This window comes from Streptomyces sp. OZ13, assembly GCF_052068155.1.
Classification (GTDB): Bacteria; Actinomycetota; Actinomycetes; order Streptomycetales; family Streptomycetaceae; genus Streptomyces.
In genome coordinates this window covers 165,558-183,891 of the sequence record NZ_JBQHCZ010000015.1, presented here as the reverse complement: position 1 = coordinate 183,891, position 18,334 = coordinate 165,558, and the positions used below count along the sequence as shown (strand labels likewise).

Sequence of the window (18,334 nt, the reverse complement as noted above, 5' to 3'; positions counted from 1 at the left end):
CTGATCGACCGCCAGACTGGGTGCCGGGAAGGGCACTTGCAAGGACCGTGGCCCGCTCGGGAACGATGGAACCATTCCACCCCCTGCGACGTGGCCTTTGTCGAGCGGGGTGAAACGCCTCCTGAAACGGCCCGGCACGGGAGGAGCGGTGTGATGGAAGCCCCGGTGGACGACGCGGCGGAGGCGACCGAGGCGTTCGCCCGGAAGCTGAGCGAGCTGCGGGAGCGATCCGGCCGGACCTACGGTTCGCTGGCGCGCCGGGTGGGGGTCGGCGCGTCGACGCTGCACCGGTACTGCTCCGGGCGGACCGTTCCGATGGAGTTCGCGCCCGTCGAGCGGCTGGCGAGATTCTGCGGGTGCCGGGGCGAGGAGCTCGTGGAGCTGCACCGGCTGTGGGTCCTGGCCGACGCCGCGCGCGGCACACGTCAGGAGCGAGGCGGCACACGTCAGGAGCGAACCGCTCAGGCGGCACCGGACACGGACGGCGCCGCGCTCCAAGAACGGCCCGGGCAGGAGGAGCAGGAGCAGCCGGAGGCAGAGGAGTTGCCGGCAGGGGAACGGGAGCAGGCCGTCACGGCGTCGCCGTCGGCGCGGTCACGCGGCCGCCGCCACGGGTACGCCGCCTTGGGAGCGGCTGTCGTCGTGCTCGCGCTCGTCCTCGGGTTCGGAGGGTTCACCTTCGGCTCCGGTGAGCGGCGCCCGACCACGGCCGGGGGCGGCGAGCCGGCCCCGCTCCGCTCGGGGGCGCCGGGACCGTCGGCCGCCCCGCCGTCCGGGCCGTCCGCGTCGGCATCGGCGTCGGCGTCACCGGCGGCGTCCGGGGCGGGCTCGCCGGTTCCTGGCTTGCCGGGGAGGCCTCAGGGGTCCGGGCCGGGCCCCGTGCCGACCGGTGCCGGCACGCCGTCGTCGCCCTCGTCCTCCACCGGTGCACCGTTCACCTGGGTCACGGACGACCACGTCTGGCGGCACGGATGCGGTCACGCCTATTTCGTCGACCGGTCCCCGGCGGAGGTCCCGCCGCCGCCCGTCGAGGCGGACGCCGAACAGTGGTCGCGCGCGCTGGGAGCCGGGCACGCGGGCGAGACCCGGGTCCGTATCACTGTTCAGGGCAAGGGCCCCGAAGCGGTGGTGCTCGAGTCGCTCCAGGTCCGTGTGGCGGCGCGCAGGTCGCCGGAGCGGCACAACGTGTACCGGATGGACTCGGGATGCGGCGGTTCCCTCACGCCCCGCATGTTCGACGTCGACCTCGACAAGTCACGGCCCGTGGCCCGATCGGTGGCGGGCAACGACGCCGGTGAGCCGATCCCCGCGGTGTCGTTCCCGTACCGGGTCTCCGCCTCCGACCCCGAGGTCCTGCTGGTGACCGGACGGACCGTCAGCTGCGACTGCGAGTGGTACCTCCAGCTCCGGTGGTCAAGCGGGGGACGGACGGGCACCGTACGGATCGACGACGGTGGCCGGCCGTTCCGTACGAGTGCCCTGGCTGACGGCGCGGTTCATGAGTACGACTACGACTCGCGTCGCTGGCTTCCTTCCGTGCCGGCCTCGCGCAGGCCCTGAGCCGTGTCCTGCCCGGCGCCCCGCGCTTCCTCCTTTGTGGTCTGTGCCGCGCCCTGTGCGGCGCTCTTCACCGCCTCGACGGCTTCGTTGGCCGGGCCTCGCAGTCCGTCCTGCATGTCGTGGGCGGTCTGCTTGACCGGTTCGAGGAGTTCGCCGGAGTGCTCCTTCAGTTGCTCGCCGACGCGTTCCTCCGTCTTGGATGCCGGAAGGAACGCCGCTGCCAGCATGCCCGCGCCGAAGGCGATGACGCCGGCCGCGAGGGGGCTTCCCTGAGTCTGTGCCCTCATGCGGGCGGGCGTGTGCTGAGCGGCGCTGCCGAGCTGACCGGCCGTGCCCTTCGCCTTGCCGGCCTTCTCCTTCGCCCGCTCGGCGGTGTCCCTCGCCTTGCCGGCCGCTGTGTCCCTGGCCCTGCCGGCGGTGTCCTTGGCCTTCTCGCCGACCTGCCCCGCGCTCTGTCCGGCGCTGCCCGCGACGTCGTGCGCCGTGGAGGACAGGCTGCCCGTTGTGTCCTTGGCCGAGCCCATCACATGCTCCTTGATCCCCCTGAGTCGGTTCTGAGCCGAATGCGCCTTCCGGCGGGCGACCCTGCGGGGTGCCACCCTGTCGGCAAGGAGGTCCACATTGCGCGCCAAGTGGGCGCGGGTGTGTTCGACCTCGCTCCTCAGCTCGTCGGGTTGCGTGCCCATCGGGCGTCCTCCTTCAGGGTTTCCAGGGTCTGTTCGGGTTTGAGGTTCACGTGCCGCATCTGTTTGCGGCCCCGTACGAAGAGCACCGCACCCACCACGGCCCAGACGGCGGTCACGATGAGCGCCGCCCATGCCCAGTCCATGAGGTTGGCCAGGGCGAAGACCGCGGTCAGACTGCCCAGGAGGAGGACGAGGTGCCCGGCGTAGCCGGCGCCGGCGAACATGCCGGCGGCCTTGCCGGCCTTCGTGGTCTCCTCCTTGATCTCCGCCTTGGCCAGTTCGATCTCCTCGCGGACCAGGAGTGACAGGTCCTTGCTGATCTCTCCGACCAGCTCGCCGACCGACGGTTCCTCGCCCGGCTGGACGGCCGCCGGTTCGACGACCCGTCCCGTGTCCGTCCGGCGCTTCGTGGTGGGCGGCGCCTGATCCGTGTAGATGGTGGCCACGACTCAACTCCCTTGCGCCGGCGGGTTCCCGTCCTCGTCCCGGCTGCGGGGGTACGCGGGCGGAGTGTGGGGGGTCGCCACCGGGCCGGGGGGCTCGCCGGAGCCGTAGCCGGGTGTGTAGTGCGGTGGCTGTGACTGGCCGTACGTGTCCAGGGGATCCGGCTGGCCGAATCCGGCCCGGGACGACTCGGACAGGGCGTCGGTGTCCGCGCTGCCGGCCGTGAGGCTTTCGTCGCTGTACCGGCCGCCTGCGCCGCCGTCGTCGGAGCCTGCGGCGCTGATGCCCTTGCCTGCGCGCGCGACGGCGAAGCCTGCGAGCGCCGCGCCGGCGAGGAACACACCGGGCTTGCGCCGGGCGAAGTTCTGGAGGTCGCCGAGCAGTCCCTCGGGGCCCCGGCTCTCGATCCGGGAGGCCACCTGGTCGCCGCCCTTGGCTATCTGGCGCACCGCGCCGGCGACGCCGGATCCGGATCGGGCGTGCCTGCTCATCTCCATCAGGTCGTCGGACACCCGGTGGAGACCGGCGGCCAGGCTGTCGGTCCGGGACTGCGCCTGCTCACGGAGCTGTCCACGCACCTGGCCCGCCAGGTCCTTGGCCTGGGAACGGGCCTCGCCGGCGACCCCCGCCGCCTGCTGCTTGGCGGTGCCCGCCACGCCGGAGGCGTTCTCCTTGACCACTTGGGCGCCCTGCGCCGTCCTGTCCTGTACCGCGCTCGCTGCTGCCGCGGTCTTGTTCTGGTCCCTGCGGTCGGGGCCGTCGATGTCAGTCAAGACTCCTCCTGCGTCGCACGATGCGGATCTTGCGTTCGTGCGGGTACCCCTTCGCGAGCATTGCATTGGGGCATTCACCATGAAAATCAGCGAAAGCATCAAAGTTGATGAAACAATGACAAATGCCCTGACGCTGCTTCTCCTGGCAAGCCCGTCCGCGACGGCCGGACCGCACCGTCCGCAGCGCCCTGATCAGCACTCGCGCGCCGATTCCCCGGGAGGGCAATCCCCATGGGGGTTTGGGAGCGGCAGGTCCGGATACCCGCTGTCCTGAGGCAACTATGGGACGAACTCCAGAGAACACAGCGGATACAGAGAAGACATCGGACACGAAGAGCGCGGACAGCGCGAAGAAGTCGGAGACGAGCAGTTCGGACCGGGAACGGGGCGGCAGACCCCTCCGGGCGGTGGAGGTGCTTCGCGCAGCGGGCGCCCAGCTGGCCGAGCTGACGGGAATGACCGCGGAAAGCGTGTCGTCGTTCTCCCGGACGGAGGACGGCTGGCAGCTCGTCGTCGAAGTGCTCGAGCTCGCCCGCGTACCCGACACCGCGAGTCTCCTCGCCTCCTACGAGGTCGAGGTCGACCGTGACGGCGAACTGATCTCCTATCGGCGGACGCGGCGTTACGAGCGCGGACGGGCCGATCGTTCGTCTTCCTGAGGCCGGGCAAACTGCCCGGCCTCCGACACTCCACCCACCAAATGACCCGGCGGGCGCCGGACACGGTTCGCGCTCCCGCACGGCCTCACACAGGGAGGGCATACAGCAATGACAGTTGTCCCGGCACAGCAGAGCTCGGGCAGCCGCGGTGGCAGCACCGGCCTGTACGACGTCCTGGAACTGATACTCGACCGGGGGCTCGTGATCGACGCCTTCGTCCGCGTGTCCCTGGTCGGCATCGAGATCCTGAAGATCGATGTGCGGGTCGTCGTGGCGAGCGTCGACACCTATCTGCGGTTCGCGGAGGCGTGCAACCGGCTCGATCTCGAATCGGGCAACAGCAAGGACCCCGGGCTCCCCGACCTCGTCGGCGAGATCACCGAGTCCGGTGCCCGCGGCAAGTCCAAGGGCGCCCTGTCCGGCGCCGCGCAGAGCATCTCGGACGTCTTCAGCGGCGGCCGTGACGACGAGGAGGAGGAGAAGGAGTCCAGGCCGCGGGCACGGCGGAGCACCAGCAGCTCGCGCCGTAAGGAGGAGCAGGAGTGAGCACGTACGTCTACGGGATCGCCCGTAACTCACCCGCCCTGGAACGCGCCTCCCGCACCCCCGGGGTGGGAGACCCGCCGCGGCCGGTGCGTGTGCTGAGCCACGGGCGGATCGCCGCCCTGGTCAGTGACGTGACCGAGGAACTCAGGCCGAAGCGCCGTGATCTGCTCGCCCATCAGAACGTCCTCACCGAGGCCGGCACGGCCGGGGCCGTGCTGCCCCTCCGGTTCGGCGGTATGTCACCCGACGACGAGGCGGTCGCCGCCGCGCTGGCCGAGCGGGAGGATCACTACCTGGAGCGGCTCCGCGCAGTCGACGGCAAGGACGAGTTCAACGTGAAGGCCGATCATGACGAGGAGGCGGTGCTGCACCGCGTGCTCGCCGACGACCCCGAACTGCGCGCCATGGGCCTGGCCCAGCAGGCCGCCGGCGGTGGGAGCCAGCAGGACAAGATGCGGCTGGGCGAACTGATCGTGGCGGCGGTGCGGCAGCGTGAGGAACTCGACCGTACGGAGGTGCAGCGCGCGCTCGAGGGCACTGCCGTCGACTCGGCGCCGGCTCCCGAGGGTTCCGGCCGGGTGGCGAACGTGTCGTACCTGGTGGAACGGGACCGCGCCGAGGACTTCCTGGCGGCGGTCGCCGCGTTCCAGCAGGCCAACCCGCAGCTGCGGCTCCAGGTCAACGGTCCGCTGCCTCCGTACAGCTTCGTGGAGTGAGCGATGGGCCTGCTGGGAGAACTCCTGCTGCTCCCCCTCGCACCGGTCCGCGGCACGTCGTGGGTGCTGCGGCAGGTGGTCGCGGAGGCGGAACGTCAGTACTACGACCCCGCCGCCGTTCAGCGCGAACTCGCGGAGCTCGTCGAACGGTTCGAGGCGGGCGAGATGGACGAGGCCGAGTTCGACCGGCGCGAGGACGAGCTGCTGGAGCGGCTGGCGGCGAAGGGAGGCCCACAGTGACGACAGCGACCGGCCGGTATCCGAGCCCGTACGACTCCGGCGGCGGGACGGACCTCGCGGACATCCTGGAACGGGTCCTGGACAAGGGCATCGTCATCGCCGGTGACATCCGCATCAACCTGCTCGACATCGAACTGCTCACCATCAAACTGCGGCTGATCGTCGCCTCGGTCGACAAGGCCAAGGAGATGGGGATCGACTGGTGGGAGCACGACCCCGGGCTCTCCTCCGGCGCACGCAGCCGTGAACTCGAACAGAAGAACGCCGAGTTGGAGCGCCGCCTGGCCGAACTGCAGGCCCTCTCCTCGTCGTCCGGCCGGGAGCCGGCCGACGGGCGGGACGGGACTGCCGAGCACGATCACCGGGAGCGGGACGCATCATGAACGAGCTGCTGTACGTGTACGCCGTCGCCCGGCCCTTCGGGACGGGCGTGCCCACCGCCGCGACGGGCGTCGGCGGCCTGCCCGCCCGCCCGGTCGAGCACGACGGTCTGGTCGCCGTGGTGAGCGACGTGAGGGCCGAGGACTTCGAGGAGGCGCCCCTGCGTGAACGCCTGGAGGACCTCGAATGGCTGGCCGGGACCGCCCGCGCGCACGAGTCGGTGGTCCGCGCCGTAAGCGCGGTCACGGGTGTGGTTCCGCTGCGGCTGGCGACCGTGTGCCGTGGCGAGAGCGGGGTGCGCCGTCTCCTCGACGAGGGGCGTCATCGCTTCACGACGAACCTCGACAGACTCGAGGGGCGGGTCGAGTGGGGCGTGAAGCTGTACGCGGAGTCCGACCCCGAAGCGGACCGGGCGCCCGCCGCGCCACCGGCGCCGGAACAGCAGGCGCAGGGCGGGGAGGGGGCGGGGTCGCCCGGCCGCGACTACCTGCGCCGGCGGCTGCGCAGCCGGCAGTCCCGTGAGAAGAGCTGGGCCCACGCCGACGCGCTCGCCCGGCGGCTGCACACGGAGCTGTCGCGCTGTGCGGACGGGCAGCGGCTGCACAGGCCGCAGAGCGGTCAACTGGCCCGGGCGTCCGGTGTGAACGTGCTCAACGCCGCCTTTCTCGTGCGCCGTGAGGAGAGTGACGCCTTCGTGGGGCAGGTCGAGCGGCTGACGCCGCGGGACGCGGGTGTCCGCGTGGAGCTGACCGGGCCCTGGGCGCCGTACTCGTTCGCGGACCTCTCCGATCCGTCGGACGCACCGCCGCCGGGCGGCCAGGAGAGGCAGGGGGCACAGGAGGGACGGGCCGGGACATGACGGTGACCGGCGGAATCGACGACACCTCACCGGCGGCCCGGCGGGAGCTGGCGCTGGTCGACCTGCTGGACCGGCTCCTCGCCGGCGGCGTGGTCCTGACCGGCGACCTCACCCTGCGGATCGCCGACGTGGACCTGGTGAGGATCGATCTGTCGGCGCTCATCAGCTCGGTCGGTCCGCGGGTGCCCTCGCCCTGGCCGGACCTGGAGGAGGACCGATGAGCGCGAACGGGAGCGGGAGCGGGGACGGGACCGAGGGCCCGCGTCGCCGGGTGGAGCTCGATCCGGACACCGTGGAGCGTGATCTCGCCAGGCTGGTGCTGACCGTGGTCGAGCTGCTCAGGCAGCTGATGGAGCGGCAGGCACTGCGCCGCGTGGACACCGGTGAGCTCACGGAGGACCAGGAGGAGCGCATCGGCGTGACGCTGATGCTGCTCGAGGACCGGATGGAGGTCCTGCGGGACAAGTTCGGCCTGGAGCCCGGAGATCTGAACATCGACCTCGGCCCGCTCGGTCCCCTGCTGCCGCGCGGCGAATGACGCGGGACCCGGCCCCGCGGAGATTTGCTTGCTGTTTCGGCAAGTAACTTTGCGGTACGGCGTGCGGCGGGCGCAGTATCTCCTCGAACGGAGGTACACCACATGCCCACAGACACGGTTCAGACCCTTGCCGGCGGCCCGGCCGCCGATGCACCCGCCCATCCGCGCTACGACGTCGTGGTCGTCGGCGGCGGCGCCGCCGGCCTCGCCGGAGCCCTCGCGCTGACCCGGGCCCGTCGATCGGTGCTCGTCGTCGACGCGGGCCGGCCACGGAACGCCCCGGCCGGCCATGTCCATTCGTACCTGACGCAGGAGGGCGTCGCGCCGTCGCAGCTGCTGGCGACGGGCCGCGCCGAAGTGAGCCGCTACGGCGGCGAGTTCGTCCGGGGCAGCGTCGCCACCGCCGAGCGGCTCGCGGACGGCCGGTTCCGTCTGGTGCTCGTCGGCGGGGCGGCGGTCGAGGCCGACCGGCTGCTCGTGACCACCGGCCTGGTCGACGAGCTTCCCCAGGTGCCGGGGCTGGCCGAACGGTGGGGCCGCGAGGTCCTGCACTGTCCCTACTGCCACGGCTGGGAGGTGCGCGACCAGGCCGTCGGCGTCCTGGCGACCGGCCCCATGGCCGTCCACCAGGCCCTGATGTGGCGGCAGTGGAGCGAGGACGTGACGCTCTTCCTGCACACCGGCCCCGAACCGTCCGAGGAGGAGTACGAGCAGCTGGCCGCCCGCGGCATCGCCGTCGTCGACGGCCGGGTGACGTCCGTGGAGGTCACGGACGACCGGCTCAGCGGCGTGGTCCTGGAGAGCGGCCACGTCATCGCCAGGCAGGCGCTCGTGGTCGCGCCGCTGTTCACCGCCCGCGCCTCATTCCTCGCCGGGCTGGGCCTCGAGGCGAGCGAGCAGGAGGTCAACGGCGTGGTCATCGGCACCCGGGTCGCCGCCGACCCGACCGGCGCGACCGCGGTCCCCGGCGTGTGGGTGGCAGGGAACGTCGCCAATGTGACCGACCAGGTGATCGGTGCCGCCGCCGCGGGAGTCCGCGCGGCAGGGGCGGTCAACGCGGATCTGACGGCGCAGGAGACCCGGCAGGCCGTCGAGCGTTACCGGCGGGACGGCCTCGCGCACGCGGGCGCGGAGCGCGGACGCGAGGCTCCAGCGGCCCGCTGACCCGGAGGTGCCGGGGCTCCGATGTGAGCGCGCCCGCCGGGTGCACCCCTGTGCGGTGGGACGACGCCGGCCGGGTGGACCTGAGCTCACACGAACAGGGTCACCGCGGCGGCGGCCGCGCCCAGACCCGCCCCGGCGGCGGTCTGGGCCCCGGAGTGGTGGCCGAGCGCGACGCGGGACCAGCACACCGCCGCGACGAGGACGTACCCGGCGGTCCACCACGGGGAGTGGACCGTGGCGAGCAGAGCGGTGACGGCGGAGGCGACCGCCGAGTCGACGCTGATCTTCCAGACGGTGTTCACGGCGAGGAGGACGACGGTCATCGCCCACAGGGCGGTCATCGCGACCAGGATGCCGCTCGGGGCGCCGCCGAGGACCATGACCAGGGCGCCCACGCCTATGGAGCCGAGGATCACGAGGAAGATCGGGGCGCGCTGCCGGCGGTCGACGACATGCCTGTCGCCCCAGGTGCCACGGCGGCGCTCCCGCTCGATGTACGCGGCGGGCACGATGCCGGCGCACACGGCGCCGAGCAGCCCCCAGGGCAGGCCGGTCCAGGTGCCTGCGGCGGCGAGGCCGATCCCGAGCATTCCGAGCAGCAGGACGTTGCGGGGCTGGAGGACGTCGGTGACCGTACGGGCAAGGTCGGTGGTCTACTGCGCGGCGCCGGCCGACATGTCGGTTCCTTCAGGGATACGAGGAGGCCGCCGGCACCCTTTCCGAGCCGGCGGCCATGATCGTATCCGTCACCCGCATCGGCCCCTGGCCGCCCTGCCCGCCCCGGCGAGCAGGGCGGGCGTGGGCGCCCGGCCGGTCCGACCGGAGCGGGCCCGGGCGGCACGGGTGCCTGGCAGCCGGGGCCGCCGGTCGACCGCAGCGGGCCGGGCCGTGGGCGCCTGCCCGGCGTTCAGGCGGCGAGCACGTCGGCCGCCACCCGCAGGTCCGTGACCAGGCCCCGATAGGCCGCACGCCGGTCGTCCGCGCGCAGAACCGCGGACGGATGGACCGTGCCGACCACGCAGCCGTGCGCGGCCGCCTCCTCGGCCGGCATCCCGTCGGCCCCTGCCACGTCCGTGCGGCCGAGGGCGTCCCAGGGCGGCATCGGCAGCAGGAGGCCGCGCTGCTCGGTGATCCGGAACGAGCTGCCGAGGATGGCCTTGCCCGCGGTGGCGCCCAGAGCCAGCACCAGTTCGGGTTCGATCACCCGCAGCTCGGCGGCCAGCCATGGCCGGCACGCCGACATTTCCCGCAGGCTGGGCGGCTTGTGGATCCGGCGCTTGCCGCGTGCCGCGGGTTCGAACTTGAAATGCTTGACGGCATTGGTGAAGTAGGCCGACTCCTCCTCGATGCCCACCTCCCCGAGCGCCTCGCGCAGCAGCCTGCCCGCCGGTCCGACGAAGGGTGCCCCTTGCCGGTCCTCCTGGTCGCCAGGCTGCTCCCCCACGACGACGACGCGGGCGGACGACGGGCCGGCGCCGAACACCGTTCCGCTCGCGTTGCGGAACAGCGGGCACCCCTCGCATCCGGCCGCGGCCTTGCGCAGGGCCGGAAGGCCGCCGCGCTGCGGGAGGAAGGGGCCGGCGTCGTAGCCCTGGCCCGCTTCCTTCTTGTCCCCGTTGACGTCGACGGACACCGTCGTCGCCTCCCGTTCCGGCAGGTTCGCGCTGGTGGACGGCGGGTACCCGTACGACTCGGCGGTACTCGCGCGGCGCGCCGTCACCACGACGGCCGGCGCCGTGTCCGCGTATACGCACGCAGCCCCATGAACAGGTACCGGGAGGCCGAGCCCATGACGAACGCCCTTGAACTCGACGCGCTCTGGGACGAGTTCCACAGCGTCGTCAACATGACCTCGCAGGAGCTGAGCGCCTGGCTGCAGATCCAGGACGCCGGTGAGGACAGCGAGCCGCTGCCGGACCAGGCGGGTCCGGCCACCGGCCGCCACGTCCTGTCGATCCTCCAGAAGCGCCGCACCGACCTCACCGACGAGGACGTCCGGGTCATGTACGAGGTGGTGGACACGGTCGAGTCCGAGCGGCAGGAACAGGGTGCGGCCGCGACCACCGACGACACCGGCCGGCGACACCGGCTGATGAGCCTCGGGCACGACCCGCTGAAGGCCGGATGACGGCTGTCCGCCCGGGGCTGAAGACCTGAGATCCGGACTGCGGATGACTGTTGATTCGGTGGATTTGAGGGCACTCGCCCGGTATGAACAGTCAGCCCCCGGATCGTGACCCGCGGAACACTTCAGGCGTCCGCCCCGGCGAGGGTGTGCCCCCGGGTGAGACGCCGCCCGGCGAGGGAAGCACCGGCTCGGAGACCGGCCCGCCCGCCGACCTGTCACGCGGCTGGGCGAAGGGTCCGATGATCGCCATCGGGCTCGTCGTCGTGGTCTTCGCCGCGTTCTTCCTGGCCTACGCACTGATCATGATCCTTTGAGCGCACGTCCGGCCGCCCGTACTCCTCGCCGTCGACGGTGCGGCCGCGCAAGCCTTCGACCACGTCGCAGAAGGGAACACGATGTCCGACGAAGCAGCTCAGCACGAAGAGGCCCGGGGCGACAACGTCTACCAGCCGGAGCACTCGGACGTGCAGAACCGCCCCAGCGACGACCTCGACATGCAGAACGTCATCGGCGAGCGCGGTCTCGACGACACGATGGCGGAGGGGTACTCGCCGCCGGAGCGTCCGCTGGCCGTCGGCAAGCACGGCACCACCGGCGAGGAGCAGCAGGAGGGCGAGAGCCTCGATCAGCGTCTCGCGCAGGAGCGCCCCGACGTGGAGCCGCCACGGGGCGACGGCATAGGCGACCTCGAGGGCGGCGCCGGCGAGCCGGTCGACGACGAGGCCGGCGGGCTGCGGGCCGGACGGCTCACGCCCGCCGACGACCCCGCTCCCCGGCGGCCGAGCGACACGGTGGCCCGCGATGTCGGCATTGACGGCGGCGCCGCCTCCGCGGAGGAGGCCGCGGTGCACGTCACCGACGACGAGGACCTGGGCGAGCGCTAGAGCCGGTCCCCCGGACCGGGGCTCCGGCGGCATCCGCGAAGAGCAGCCCTGCGCGGCTCCGGGCGGCAGGGCGGAAGCGAGCAAGGAATGTTGTTCCACGATCGCAGGGAGGCCGGGCGTGATCTGGCACGCCGGCTCCTCGCGCGCGACGAGGGGGTGCCGTCCGACCCGTTCGTACTGGCGCTGCCCCGCGGCGGGGTACCGGTCGGCGACGAGATCGCCCGTGCGCTGGGCGCCCCGCTCGATGTCCTCGTGGCACGGAAGATCGGCGCACCGTACAACCCGGAGGTCGGTGTCGGCGCGCTGGCAGGCGAGGGGCCCCCGCTCTACGACGAGCGGACCCTCGCCGTGCTGGACCTGACGGCCGAGAAGCTGAGCCCGCAGGTGGTCAGGGAGCGTGCGGAGCTGCGCCGCCGGGAGGATCTCTACCGGGGTGGCCGTCCTGCGCCCGACGTGACGGGCAGGACGGTCGTCGTCGTGGACGACGGCCTGGCCACCGGGGTCACGGCCCGTGCCGCGCTGCGCGCGGTCCGCGAGATGAAGCCGGGCCGGGTGATGCTGGCCGTGCCGGTGGGCTCCCCGGACGCGGCGCGGGCGCTCGCCGCGGAGGCGGACGAGGTGCTGTGCCCGCACCAGCCGCAGCCGTTCTACGCGGTGGGTCAGTGGTACGAGGAGTTCGACCAGGTCGGTGACGACGAAGTGATCGCCATCCTGCGGGGGTACGCCGACGGCCGTTGAGCAGGGCCTGCTGACAGAACGCGGGAGGTGTGTCCGGCCCGGACGCACCTTCCGCGCCCTCTGTCCGGTGCGTACCTGGGGCGCTCCGGCGGACGCAGGGAGGTTCGATCCCCCGGATTCCGCAAAGACCTTGGGTAAGGCCACCTGCGTTGGCATGCTTGAGCAACTCGCGGCAGGGTGGGGCGTACGACCGTCCACGCCCCGCCCCCCGCGCGGTTCGCCCGGCTCACGGCGGAGGTGTAGAAAGACTTATGGCCGCACCACGCTCCGGCCGCCCGCGCTCGGTTCTGCGGATGCGAACTGTCGCAGGTCAGGTCTTCCTCCTGCAGGTGGCGATCGTGGTGCTGTTGGTGGCCGCGGCCATGGCGGCGCTCGTGTTCCAGTCACGCGCGGGCAGCGAGCGTGAGGCCCGTAACCGGTCGGTCGCCGTCGCGGAGACGTTCGCCAACTCCCCCGGGATGGAAGAGGCGCTGGAGAGCCCCGATCCGACCGCGGTTCTCCAGCCGAAGGCGGAGGCGGCACGCGAGCGTTCCGGTGTCGATTTCATCGTTGTGCTGAACACCGACGGCATCCGCTACACGCATCCGCTGCAGGACCGGATCGGGAAGAAGTTCGTCGGCGATCTGAGCCGTGCCCGGAGCGGCAAGGTCTTCACCGAGAAGATCACAGGCACCATCGGCCCGCTCGTCCAGGCCATCGTCCCGGTCTTCGGACGCGATGGAAAGGTCGTCGGCATGGTGTCCGCCGGCATCACCATCGAGCGGGTGAGCGGCGTCGTCGAGGAGCAGTTCCCGCTGCTGTTCGGTGCCGCGGGCGGCGTGCTGCTGCTGACCACGGGCGGCACGGCCCTGGTGAGCAGACGTCTGCGCCGCCAGACGCACGGGCTGGGGCCCGCCGAGATGACCCGCATGTACGAACATCACGACGCGGTGCTGCACGCCGTGCGTGAAGGAGTGATCATCGTGGGCGGCGACGGCCGGCTGCTGCTCGCCAACGACGAGGCGCGCCGGCTGCTCGGACTGCCGATGGAGGTGGACGGGTCCCTGGTGACCGAGCTGGGTCTCGATCCGCTCGCCGCCCGTCTGCTGTCGTCCGGGAAGATCGTGACCGACGAGGTCATCCCGGTCGGGGACCGGCTCGTGGCGGTCAGCCAGCGCTCGACGGACCAGCACGGCGGACCCCCCGGGAGCGTCGCGACCCTGCGGGACACCACGGAGCTCCAGGCCCTGACCGGGCGCGCCGACGTGGCCAGAGGGCGGCTCAAGCTGCTCTACGACGCGGGCACCGAGATCGGCACCACGCTCGATGTCGTCCGCACGTGCGAGGAGCTCGCGGAGTTCGCCGCGTCGCGGTTCGCCGACTTCGCCACCGTGGACCTGGCGGAGACCGTGTTGCGCGGCGAGGAGCCGACCGGCACCGGCGCGGACACGAACATGCGCCGCACGGCCTTCAGCGGTTCGGGGGACACGGCGCTCTACCCGCTGGGGCATGTGATCCGGTTCGCGCCGACCACGCCGATGGGGGCCGGGCTGCGGAAGGGCGAAGCGGTCCTCCAGGCGGATCTGACCCGTCTCGCCGGATGGCAGGAGCAGGACCCGGACCGGGCGCGGATGCTGCTCGAGCACGGAATCCACTCCATGATCGCGGTTCCGCTGAGGGCGCGGGGCGTGATCCTGGGTGTGGCCCTGTTCTGGCGCGGGAGCAACCCGCAGCCGTTCGAGGAGGAGGACCTCTCCCTGGCGGAGGAGCTCGTGGCGCGTGCCGCCGTCAGCGTCGACAACGCCCGTCGCTATACGCGTGAGCACACGATGGCCGTCACGCTCCAGCGCAGCCTGCTCCCCCGCACGCTGCCGGAGCAGAGCGCCTTGGACGTGGCCTACCGCTACCGTCCCGCGCAGGCCGGGCTGGGCGGGCTCGGCGGTGTCGGCGGTGACTGGTTCGACATCATTCCGCTTCCGGGGGCGCGGGTCGCCCTCGTCGTCGGCGACGTCGTCGGCCACGGCCTCCACGCCGCCGCGACGATGGGGCGGCTGCGTACCGCCGTCCACAACTTCTCCAGCCTCGACCTGCCGCCGGACGAGCTGATGTTCCATCTGGACGAGCTGGTGGCCCGCATCGACCAGGACGAGACCGACGACGGCGCGGACGCCGGGGTCACGGGCGCCACCTGCATCTACGCGATCTACGACGCGGTGTCGGGCACGTGCAGCATGGCACGGGCCGGGCACCTCCAGCCGGTCGTCGTCCACCCGGACGGCACGGCCGAGTTCGCGGACGTACCGGGCGGGCCGCCGCTGGGGCTGGGCGGTCTGCCGTTCGAGACGCTGGAACTACGGCTGCCGAAGGACAGCCGGCTGGTCCTCTACACGGACGGGCTCGTCGAGGACCGGGAACGGGAGATCGACGAGGGGCTCGAGCTGTTGCGCCGCACCCTGGCCGAGCACCCCGGACAGGGATCCGAGGAGACCTGCGAGACGGTGCTGGGCGCCCTGGTGCCGGAACGTCCGCGGGACGACATCGCCCTGCTCGTGGGACGTACGAGGGTCCTGGCGTCGGACCAGGTCGCGGAGTGGGACGTACCGTCGGACCCGGCGGCGGTGGCCAGGGTCCGGGCGGCGGTTGCCGAGCGGCTCACGGAGTGGGGTCTTGAGGAGGACGCCTTCACCACCGAGCTGATCCTGAGCGAGCTCGTCACCAATGCCATCCGTTACGCCGCCGGGCCGATCCAGGTGCGGCTCATCCGGGACCGCGCGCTGATCTGCGAGGTGTCCGACCGGAGCAGCACGTCGCCGCACCTGCGGCAGGCGGCCATCACGGACGAGGGGGGCCGCGGCCTGTTCCTGGTCGCGCAGTTCGCCGAACGCTGGGGGACGCGGTACACGGCCGAGGGCAAGGTCATCTGGACGGAACAACCGCTGCCCGGCGGGCAGCTTCCCGGCGGATCGGGCTTCTGACAGGCCGGTGACGGTCCGGCATGCGACATGCGGTGGGCCGGGGCACCGGTGGTTCGGGGCGCGGGCGCTCACCTGCGGACAAGAATCCGGGGCCGGCTGCTGAGCGGACGACAAGAAACGGGCGGCCGGCGGCAGGGGCGGGGAATTTTGAAATGCCGCTCTTGCCTGCCGGGTTACCCGTCCGTAACGTCTCTCTCGCGCAACGGTCCGGGGCCGGGCGGGATCTCGGCCGGAATTCCCGCGAACAGGCCGCGGACACGTCTCTCACGCACGTTCTCCGAGTGATTCCCGCGCGCCGATCCCCCAGCGCGCAATTCTCGCACCGATGAACGCCCCGATCGCCGCACCATTCACCGCACTGATCGCCGCACCATTCCAGTTTCCTCATTCCCTGCGTCCGCGCGCCTCTGCGCGCGGCGCCGAATCCTGGAGCCGTGATGAAGCGTCCGAAATCCGCGCCGTCCCGAGGGCGAAGAGCCGCACTCCGCGGGGCCGTCGCCCTCACGGCGGGGCTGGGGCTGGCCGTGGCCACCTCGGGACCCGCCCATGCGGTGCCGATCCGTCTCGACTATCCGCTGACCGGTGGCACGCACCTCGAGGGCACCGGGTCCGACCTGACCCTGGGGCCGGGCGTCCTGAAGGTCACGGCGGACCTCAAGGCGGGGACCCTTCTCGCCGACACCGTGCTCCCGCCCGCGCCGGGTTGGTTCAAGATGCTCGGCGCGATTCCCGTGAGCGTCACGACCGAGTTCATCGAGACCGAGCCGACCACCGGCACGATCGACCTGAAGACGGGTGCCGTCAAGAGCACCACGAAACTCACCCTGCGGCTCAAGGACCTCCGGGTCGCGGGCATTCCGACCCCGGTGGGCAGTTCGTGCCGGACGGAGGTTCCGGCGGTACTCGATCTGACGTCGGAACCGGGATTCAACGCGCTCAAGGGCGGCACGCTGTCCGGCTCGTACACCATTCCGAAGTTCGAGAACTGCCTGCTCGCCACTCCGCTGATCAACATGATCATCCCGGGGGACGGGAACACGGTCCGGCTGCACATGGGGCAGCCCGCGCCGCCGCCCGCCTCCTGACCGGGCCGCGTTCCGGACGGCCCCCGGTGTCCCGGTGCGCGCGGCGGCGCGCACCGGGCGCGCTCCTTGGGGTCAGTCCTTGCGCGCCACGTAGTAGACGTTGAGCGGGTCGCCTTCGACGGTCCGGACGTCGACGCGCGTGAAGCCCGCCTCCCTGAGCATCCGCACGGCGGTCTCCTGTCCCCAGACGGTGCCGAGGCCGGCTCCGCCGGTACTGAGCGACGTCGTCATGCAGTAGAAGACGGAGAAGCCGAAGAGAGCGGGCCCGAAGGGGTGGCCCACGTTCTTCTCGAGCCTGCTGGACGCGGCGATGTCCCCCATGAGGAAGGTGCCGCCGTCCCTCAGCGACCTGGCGATCGCCGCCAGCGCGGCGTCCGGCCTGGCGAGGTCATGGATGACGTCGAACGCCGTGATCAGGTCGTACTCACCACTGACCTCCGCCGCGTCGCCGATCGTGCAGCGCACGTTGCCGAGCCCGAGCCGGGCGGCTTCCGCATTGCCGGCCTCCACGCCCGCCTCCGACTGGTCGAGGCCGTGGAAGCGGCTGCGGGGGAAGGCCTTCGCCAGCACGACGGGTGCGTGGCCCCGTCCCGTGCCCACGTCGAGGGCGTTGATGCCTCCGCGCAGCCGCTCAGGCAGGTCCGGTACGAGGGGGACGATGGTGTCGACGAGCGCCCGGTCGTAGACCCTTGCCGTTTCCTCGGCCTGGAGTGCCTGGAAGCGCGGAAATGCCGAGTACGGCACTCCCCCGCCGTCACGGAAACAGCGCACGACCTGCTGCTCGACCTCGCCCATCAGCGCGATGTACTGCATCATCCCGGCCAGGTTGTCCGGTCCGGCCGCGGTGACCAGCGAGGCGGCGTGCTCGGGCGGCAGCGCGTACGTCTCGTGCTCGGGGTCGTACTCGACGACGCCGCCGACGACCATGCCGCCCAGCCACTCCCGCACATAACGCTGGTCGAGCCCGGCCGACTTGGCGATCTCGTCACTGGTCGACGGCGGCAGGCCGGCGAGGGTGTCGAACAGGCCGGTCTGGTGGCCGACGCTGATCAGGAGGGCGAGCGCGCCCTTGTTCAGCACGTCCACCACTTCTCCGGCGAACGCTTCCTGCTCAGCGAGGTCGGGGGACGTGCGCCGCGTATCCAGATCCGACATGGCCGCTCCTTCCGCCGAGCTGCGAGGGCGGACCGCGGGTCGCGGCCCGCATATGTCACGTTACGCCGCCATACGGACGGGAGAGCTTACGGATCAAGAACGGCCGCAGGGCCGCGCGCCGGTGAGCCGCGAGCCGAGACGGCTCAATGTCCGCGTGGAGCAACGGCCTTACGGCCGGGCCGAGACCTGGACCGTGGCGGTGTCTCGCCGACCACTACGCCGACGTGGTCGGGAGCACCAGTTCGGGGCGGTCCCACATGACGGCCGGCGGGCGAGCGGGCACGGTACCGGTCCGCCGGGCGCCGACGCTCAGGTAGAAGCCCTCGGCCGGTGGATGCGCCACGACACGGACGGCGTCGATACCCGCGGCGCGGGCACGTCCGCGCATGTGCTCGACCAGCAGCCGGCCGATGCCGAGCCCCTGGGCGTCGTCGGCCACGAACATGAGGTCCAGTTCGGGCATGAGGTCAAGCGCGGGCGACGGCAGCACGAGGGAGTAGAAACCGAGAACCCTGGCGTCCTCACCCGTGGCGGCGAAGACCTCGTGGGTCTCGATGTAGTCCGGTCCCACCCGGTACCCGGCGACCATGGCGGCGTAGTGGCCCTGGTAGGCGCCGGAACCGCGGACCAGGCGGGTGAGCCGCGTCGCGTCCCGGGCGGTCGCCCGGCGGATCGCGGGGGGCGTGGGGCCATCGGCCCGCCCGGCGCCGGCAGATGTCAGGGGCGACGTCATGGAACGAGTATGACGGGTTCGTCGGGCGGCGGTGACTCGCCGGGGGTCGACCCCTTCCCGCCATGGCCGGATTGTTTCGCAAAGGGACCGT

General features: G+C 72.0%; 23 protein-coding genes. 16 read left to right on the top strand and 7 right to left on the bottom strand.

Going from position 1 to position 18,334, the window contains the following annotated elements; genetic code table 11:
• Positions 1 to 153 precede the first annotated feature (153 nt).
• Entirely contained in the window at positions 154 to 1,560 is a 1,407-nt protein-coding gene (locus tag ACTMTU_RS28395) for a helix-turn-helix domain-containing protein (RefSeq protein WP_441266300.1), read from the top strand.
• Here ACTMTU_RS28395 and ACTMTU_RS28390 read toward each other — a convergent pair.
• Genes ACTMTU_RS28390 through ACTMTU_RS28380 form a run of 3 tightly spaced genes read right to left on the bottom strand, consistent with a single transcriptional unit; the run spans position 1,509 to position 3,463 of the window.
• Positions 1,509 to 2,246 carry a DUF3618 domain-containing protein gene (locus ACTMTU_RS28390; protein WP_441266299.1) on the bottom strand — a complete coding sequence of 246 codons (738 nt, stop codon included), beginning with the start codon at positions 2,244 to 2,246 and terminating at the stop codon, positions 1,509 to 1,511. The genes ACTMTU_RS28395 and ACTMTU_RS28390 overlap by 52 nt on opposite strands.
• Entirely contained in the window at positions 2,222 to 2,692 is a 471-nt protein-coding gene (locus ACTMTU_RS28385; RefSeq protein ID WP_441266298.1) for a phage holin family protein, read from the bottom strand. Before ACTMTU_RS28385 ends, ACTMTU_RS28390 begins: the two co-directional genes overlap by 25 nt.
• A gap of 3 nt (positions 2,693 to 2,695) precedes the next feature.
• On the bottom strand, positions 2,696 to 3,463 hold the full coding sequence (locus tag ACTMTU_RS28380) for a hypothetical protein (protein ID WP_441266297.1): 768 nt from the start codon (positions 3,461 to 3,463) through the stop codon (positions 2,696 to 2,698).
• A gap of 281 nt (positions 3,464 to 3,744) precedes the next feature.
• On the opposite strand from ACTMTU_RS28380, the gene ACTMTU_RS28375 reads away from it, so the two are divergent.
• From ACTMTU_RS28375 to ACTMTU_RS28335, 9 genes are all read left to right on the top strand, one after another.
• Complete coding sequence (locus ACTMTU_RS28375; protein ID WP_441266296.1) at positions 3,745 to 4,122, top strand: gas vesicle protein; 378 nt, start codon at positions 3,745 to 3,747, stop codon at positions 4,120 to 4,122.
• Positions 4,123 to 4,230: 108 nt separating this feature from the next.
• The gene (locus tag ACTMTU_RS28370; protein ID WP_441266295.1) at positions 4,231 to 4,668 is read left to right on the top strand and encodes a gas vesicle structural protein GvpA; all 438 of its coding nucleotides are present in this window, start codon (positions 4,231 to 4,233) and stop codon (positions 4,666 to 4,668) included.
• On the top strand, positions 4,665 to 5,384 hold the full coding sequence (locus tag ACTMTU_RS28365) for a GvpL/GvpF family gas vesicle protein (protein WP_441266294.1): 720 nt from the start codon (positions 4,665 to 4,667) through the stop codon (positions 5,382 to 5,384). The genes ACTMTU_RS28370 and ACTMTU_RS28365 overlap by 4 nt, the downstream gene beginning before the upstream one ends.
• Before the next feature lie 3 nt (positions 5,385 to 5,387).
• The gene (locus ACTMTU_RS28360; protein ID WP_159694737.1) at positions 5,388 to 5,624 is read left to right on the top strand and encodes a gas vesicle protein GvpG; all 237 of its coding nucleotides are present in this window, start codon (positions 5,388 to 5,390) and stop codon (positions 5,622 to 5,624) included.
• Positions 5,621 to 6,007: a gas vesicle protein gene (locus ACTMTU_RS28355; RefSeq protein WP_441266293.1), complete on the top strand. Its 387-nt coding sequence runs from the start codon at positions 5,621 to 5,623 to the stop codon at positions 6,005 to 6,007. The genes ACTMTU_RS28360 and ACTMTU_RS28355 overlap by 4 nt, the downstream gene beginning before the upstream one ends.
• Positions 6,004 to 6,864 carry a GvpL/GvpF family gas vesicle protein gene (locus ACTMTU_RS28350; protein WP_441266292.1) on the top strand — a complete coding sequence of 287 codons (861 nt, stop codon included), beginning with the start codon at positions 6,004 to 6,006 and terminating at the stop codon, positions 6,862 to 6,864. The genes ACTMTU_RS28355 and ACTMTU_RS28350 overlap by 4 nt, the downstream gene beginning before the upstream one ends.
• The gene (locus ACTMTU_RS28345) at positions 6,861 to 7,085 is read left to right on the top strand and encodes a gas vesicle protein (protein ID WP_441266291.1); all 225 of its coding nucleotides are present in this window, start codon (positions 6,861 to 6,863) and stop codon (positions 7,083 to 7,085) included. The genes ACTMTU_RS28350 and ACTMTU_RS28345 overlap by 4 nt, the downstream gene beginning before the upstream one ends.
• Entirely contained in the window at positions 7,082 to 7,402 is a 321-nt protein-coding gene (locus tag ACTMTU_RS28340; protein ID WP_441266290.1) for a gas vesicle protein K, read from the top strand. The genes ACTMTU_RS28345 and ACTMTU_RS28340 overlap by 4 nt, the downstream gene beginning before the upstream one ends.
• 102 nt (positions 7,403 to 7,504) lie before the next feature.
• Positions 7,505 to 8,566, top strand: a complete 1,062-nt coding sequence (locus ACTMTU_RS28335; protein WP_441266289.1) for an NAD(P)/FAD-dependent oxidoreductase — start codon at positions 7,505 to 7,507, stop codon at positions 8,564 to 8,566.
• An 86-nt stretch (positions 8,567 to 8,652) separates the two neighbouring features.
• On the opposite strand, the gene ACTMTU_RS28330 is transcribed toward ACTMTU_RS28335, so the two are convergent.
• Positions 8,653 to 9,168: a hypothetical protein gene (locus tag ACTMTU_RS28330; protein ID WP_441266334.1), complete on the bottom strand. Its 516-nt coding sequence runs from the start codon at positions 9,166 to 9,168 to the stop codon at positions 8,653 to 8,655.
• A 305-nt stretch (positions 9,169 to 9,473) separates the two neighbouring features.
• Positions 9,474 to 10,199: a UdgX family uracil-DNA binding protein gene (locus ACTMTU_RS28325; RefSeq protein ID WP_441266333.1), complete on the bottom strand. Its 726-nt coding sequence runs from the start codon at positions 10,197 to 10,199 to the stop codon at positions 9,474 to 9,476.
• Positions 10,200 to 10,355: 156 nt separating this feature from the next.
• Between ACTMTU_RS28325 and ACTMTU_RS28320 the strand changes: the two genes are divergently transcribed.
• The 6 genes from ACTMTU_RS28320 to ACTMTU_RS28295 all read left to right on the top strand — a co-directional run bounded on the left by ACTMTU_RS28320 (position 10,356) and on the right by ACTMTU_RS28295 (position 16,355).
• Entirely contained in the window at positions 10,356 to 10,694 is a 339-nt protein-coding gene (locus ACTMTU_RS28320) for a DUF3140 domain-containing protein (RefSeq protein WP_441266288.1), read from the top strand.
• Between the two features lie 83 nt (positions 10,695 to 10,777).
• A complete protein-coding gene (locus ACTMTU_RS28315; RefSeq protein WP_441266287.1) occupies positions 10,778 to 11,008 on the top strand; it encodes a DUF6480 family protein in 231 nt (76 codons plus the stop codon).
• Positions 11,009 to 11,089: 81 nt separating this feature from the next.
• A complete protein-coding gene (locus tag ACTMTU_RS28310; RefSeq protein ID WP_441266286.1) occupies positions 11,090 to 11,578 on the top strand; it encodes a DUF5709 domain-containing protein in 489 nt (162 codons plus the stop codon).
• A gap of 87 nt (positions 11,579 to 11,665) precedes the next feature.
• Positions 11,666 to 12,316 (top strand): phosphoribosyltransferase, encoded by a 651-nt coding sequence (locus ACTMTU_RS28305; RefSeq protein ID WP_441266285.1) that lies wholly within the window; start codon positions 11,666 to 11,668, stop codon positions 12,314 to 12,316.
• A 293-nt stretch (positions 12,317 to 12,609) separates the two neighbouring features.
• Positions 12,610 to 15,270 carry a SpoIIE family protein phosphatase gene (locus tag ACTMTU_RS28300; protein ID WP_441266284.1) on the top strand — a complete coding sequence of 887 codons (2,661 nt, stop codon included), beginning with the start codon at positions 12,610 to 12,612 and terminating at the stop codon, positions 15,268 to 15,270.
• A gap of 437 nt (positions 15,271 to 15,707) precedes the next feature.
• On the top strand, positions 15,708 to 16,355 hold the full coding sequence (locus ACTMTU_RS28295; RefSeq protein WP_441266283.1) for a hypothetical protein: 648 nt from the start codon (positions 15,708 to 15,710) through the stop codon (positions 16,353 to 16,355).
• Positions 16,356 to 16,427: 72 nt separating this feature from the next.
• Here the strand turns inward: ACTMTU_RS28295 and ACTMTU_RS28290 are convergent, their stop codons facing one another.
• Positions 16,428 to 17,510: a class I SAM-dependent methyltransferase gene (locus ACTMTU_RS28290; RefSeq protein WP_441266282.1), complete on the bottom strand. Its 1,083-nt coding sequence runs from the start codon at positions 17,508 to 17,510 to the stop codon at positions 16,428 to 16,430.
• A 214-nt stretch (positions 17,511 to 17,724) separates the two neighbouring features.
• On the bottom strand, positions 17,725 to 18,243 hold the full coding sequence (locus ACTMTU_RS28285) for a GNAT family N-acetyltransferase (protein WP_441266281.1): 519 nt from the start codon (positions 18,241 to 18,243) through the stop codon (positions 17,725 to 17,727).
• Between the last annotated feature and the right edge of the window lie 91 nt (positions 18,244 to 18,334).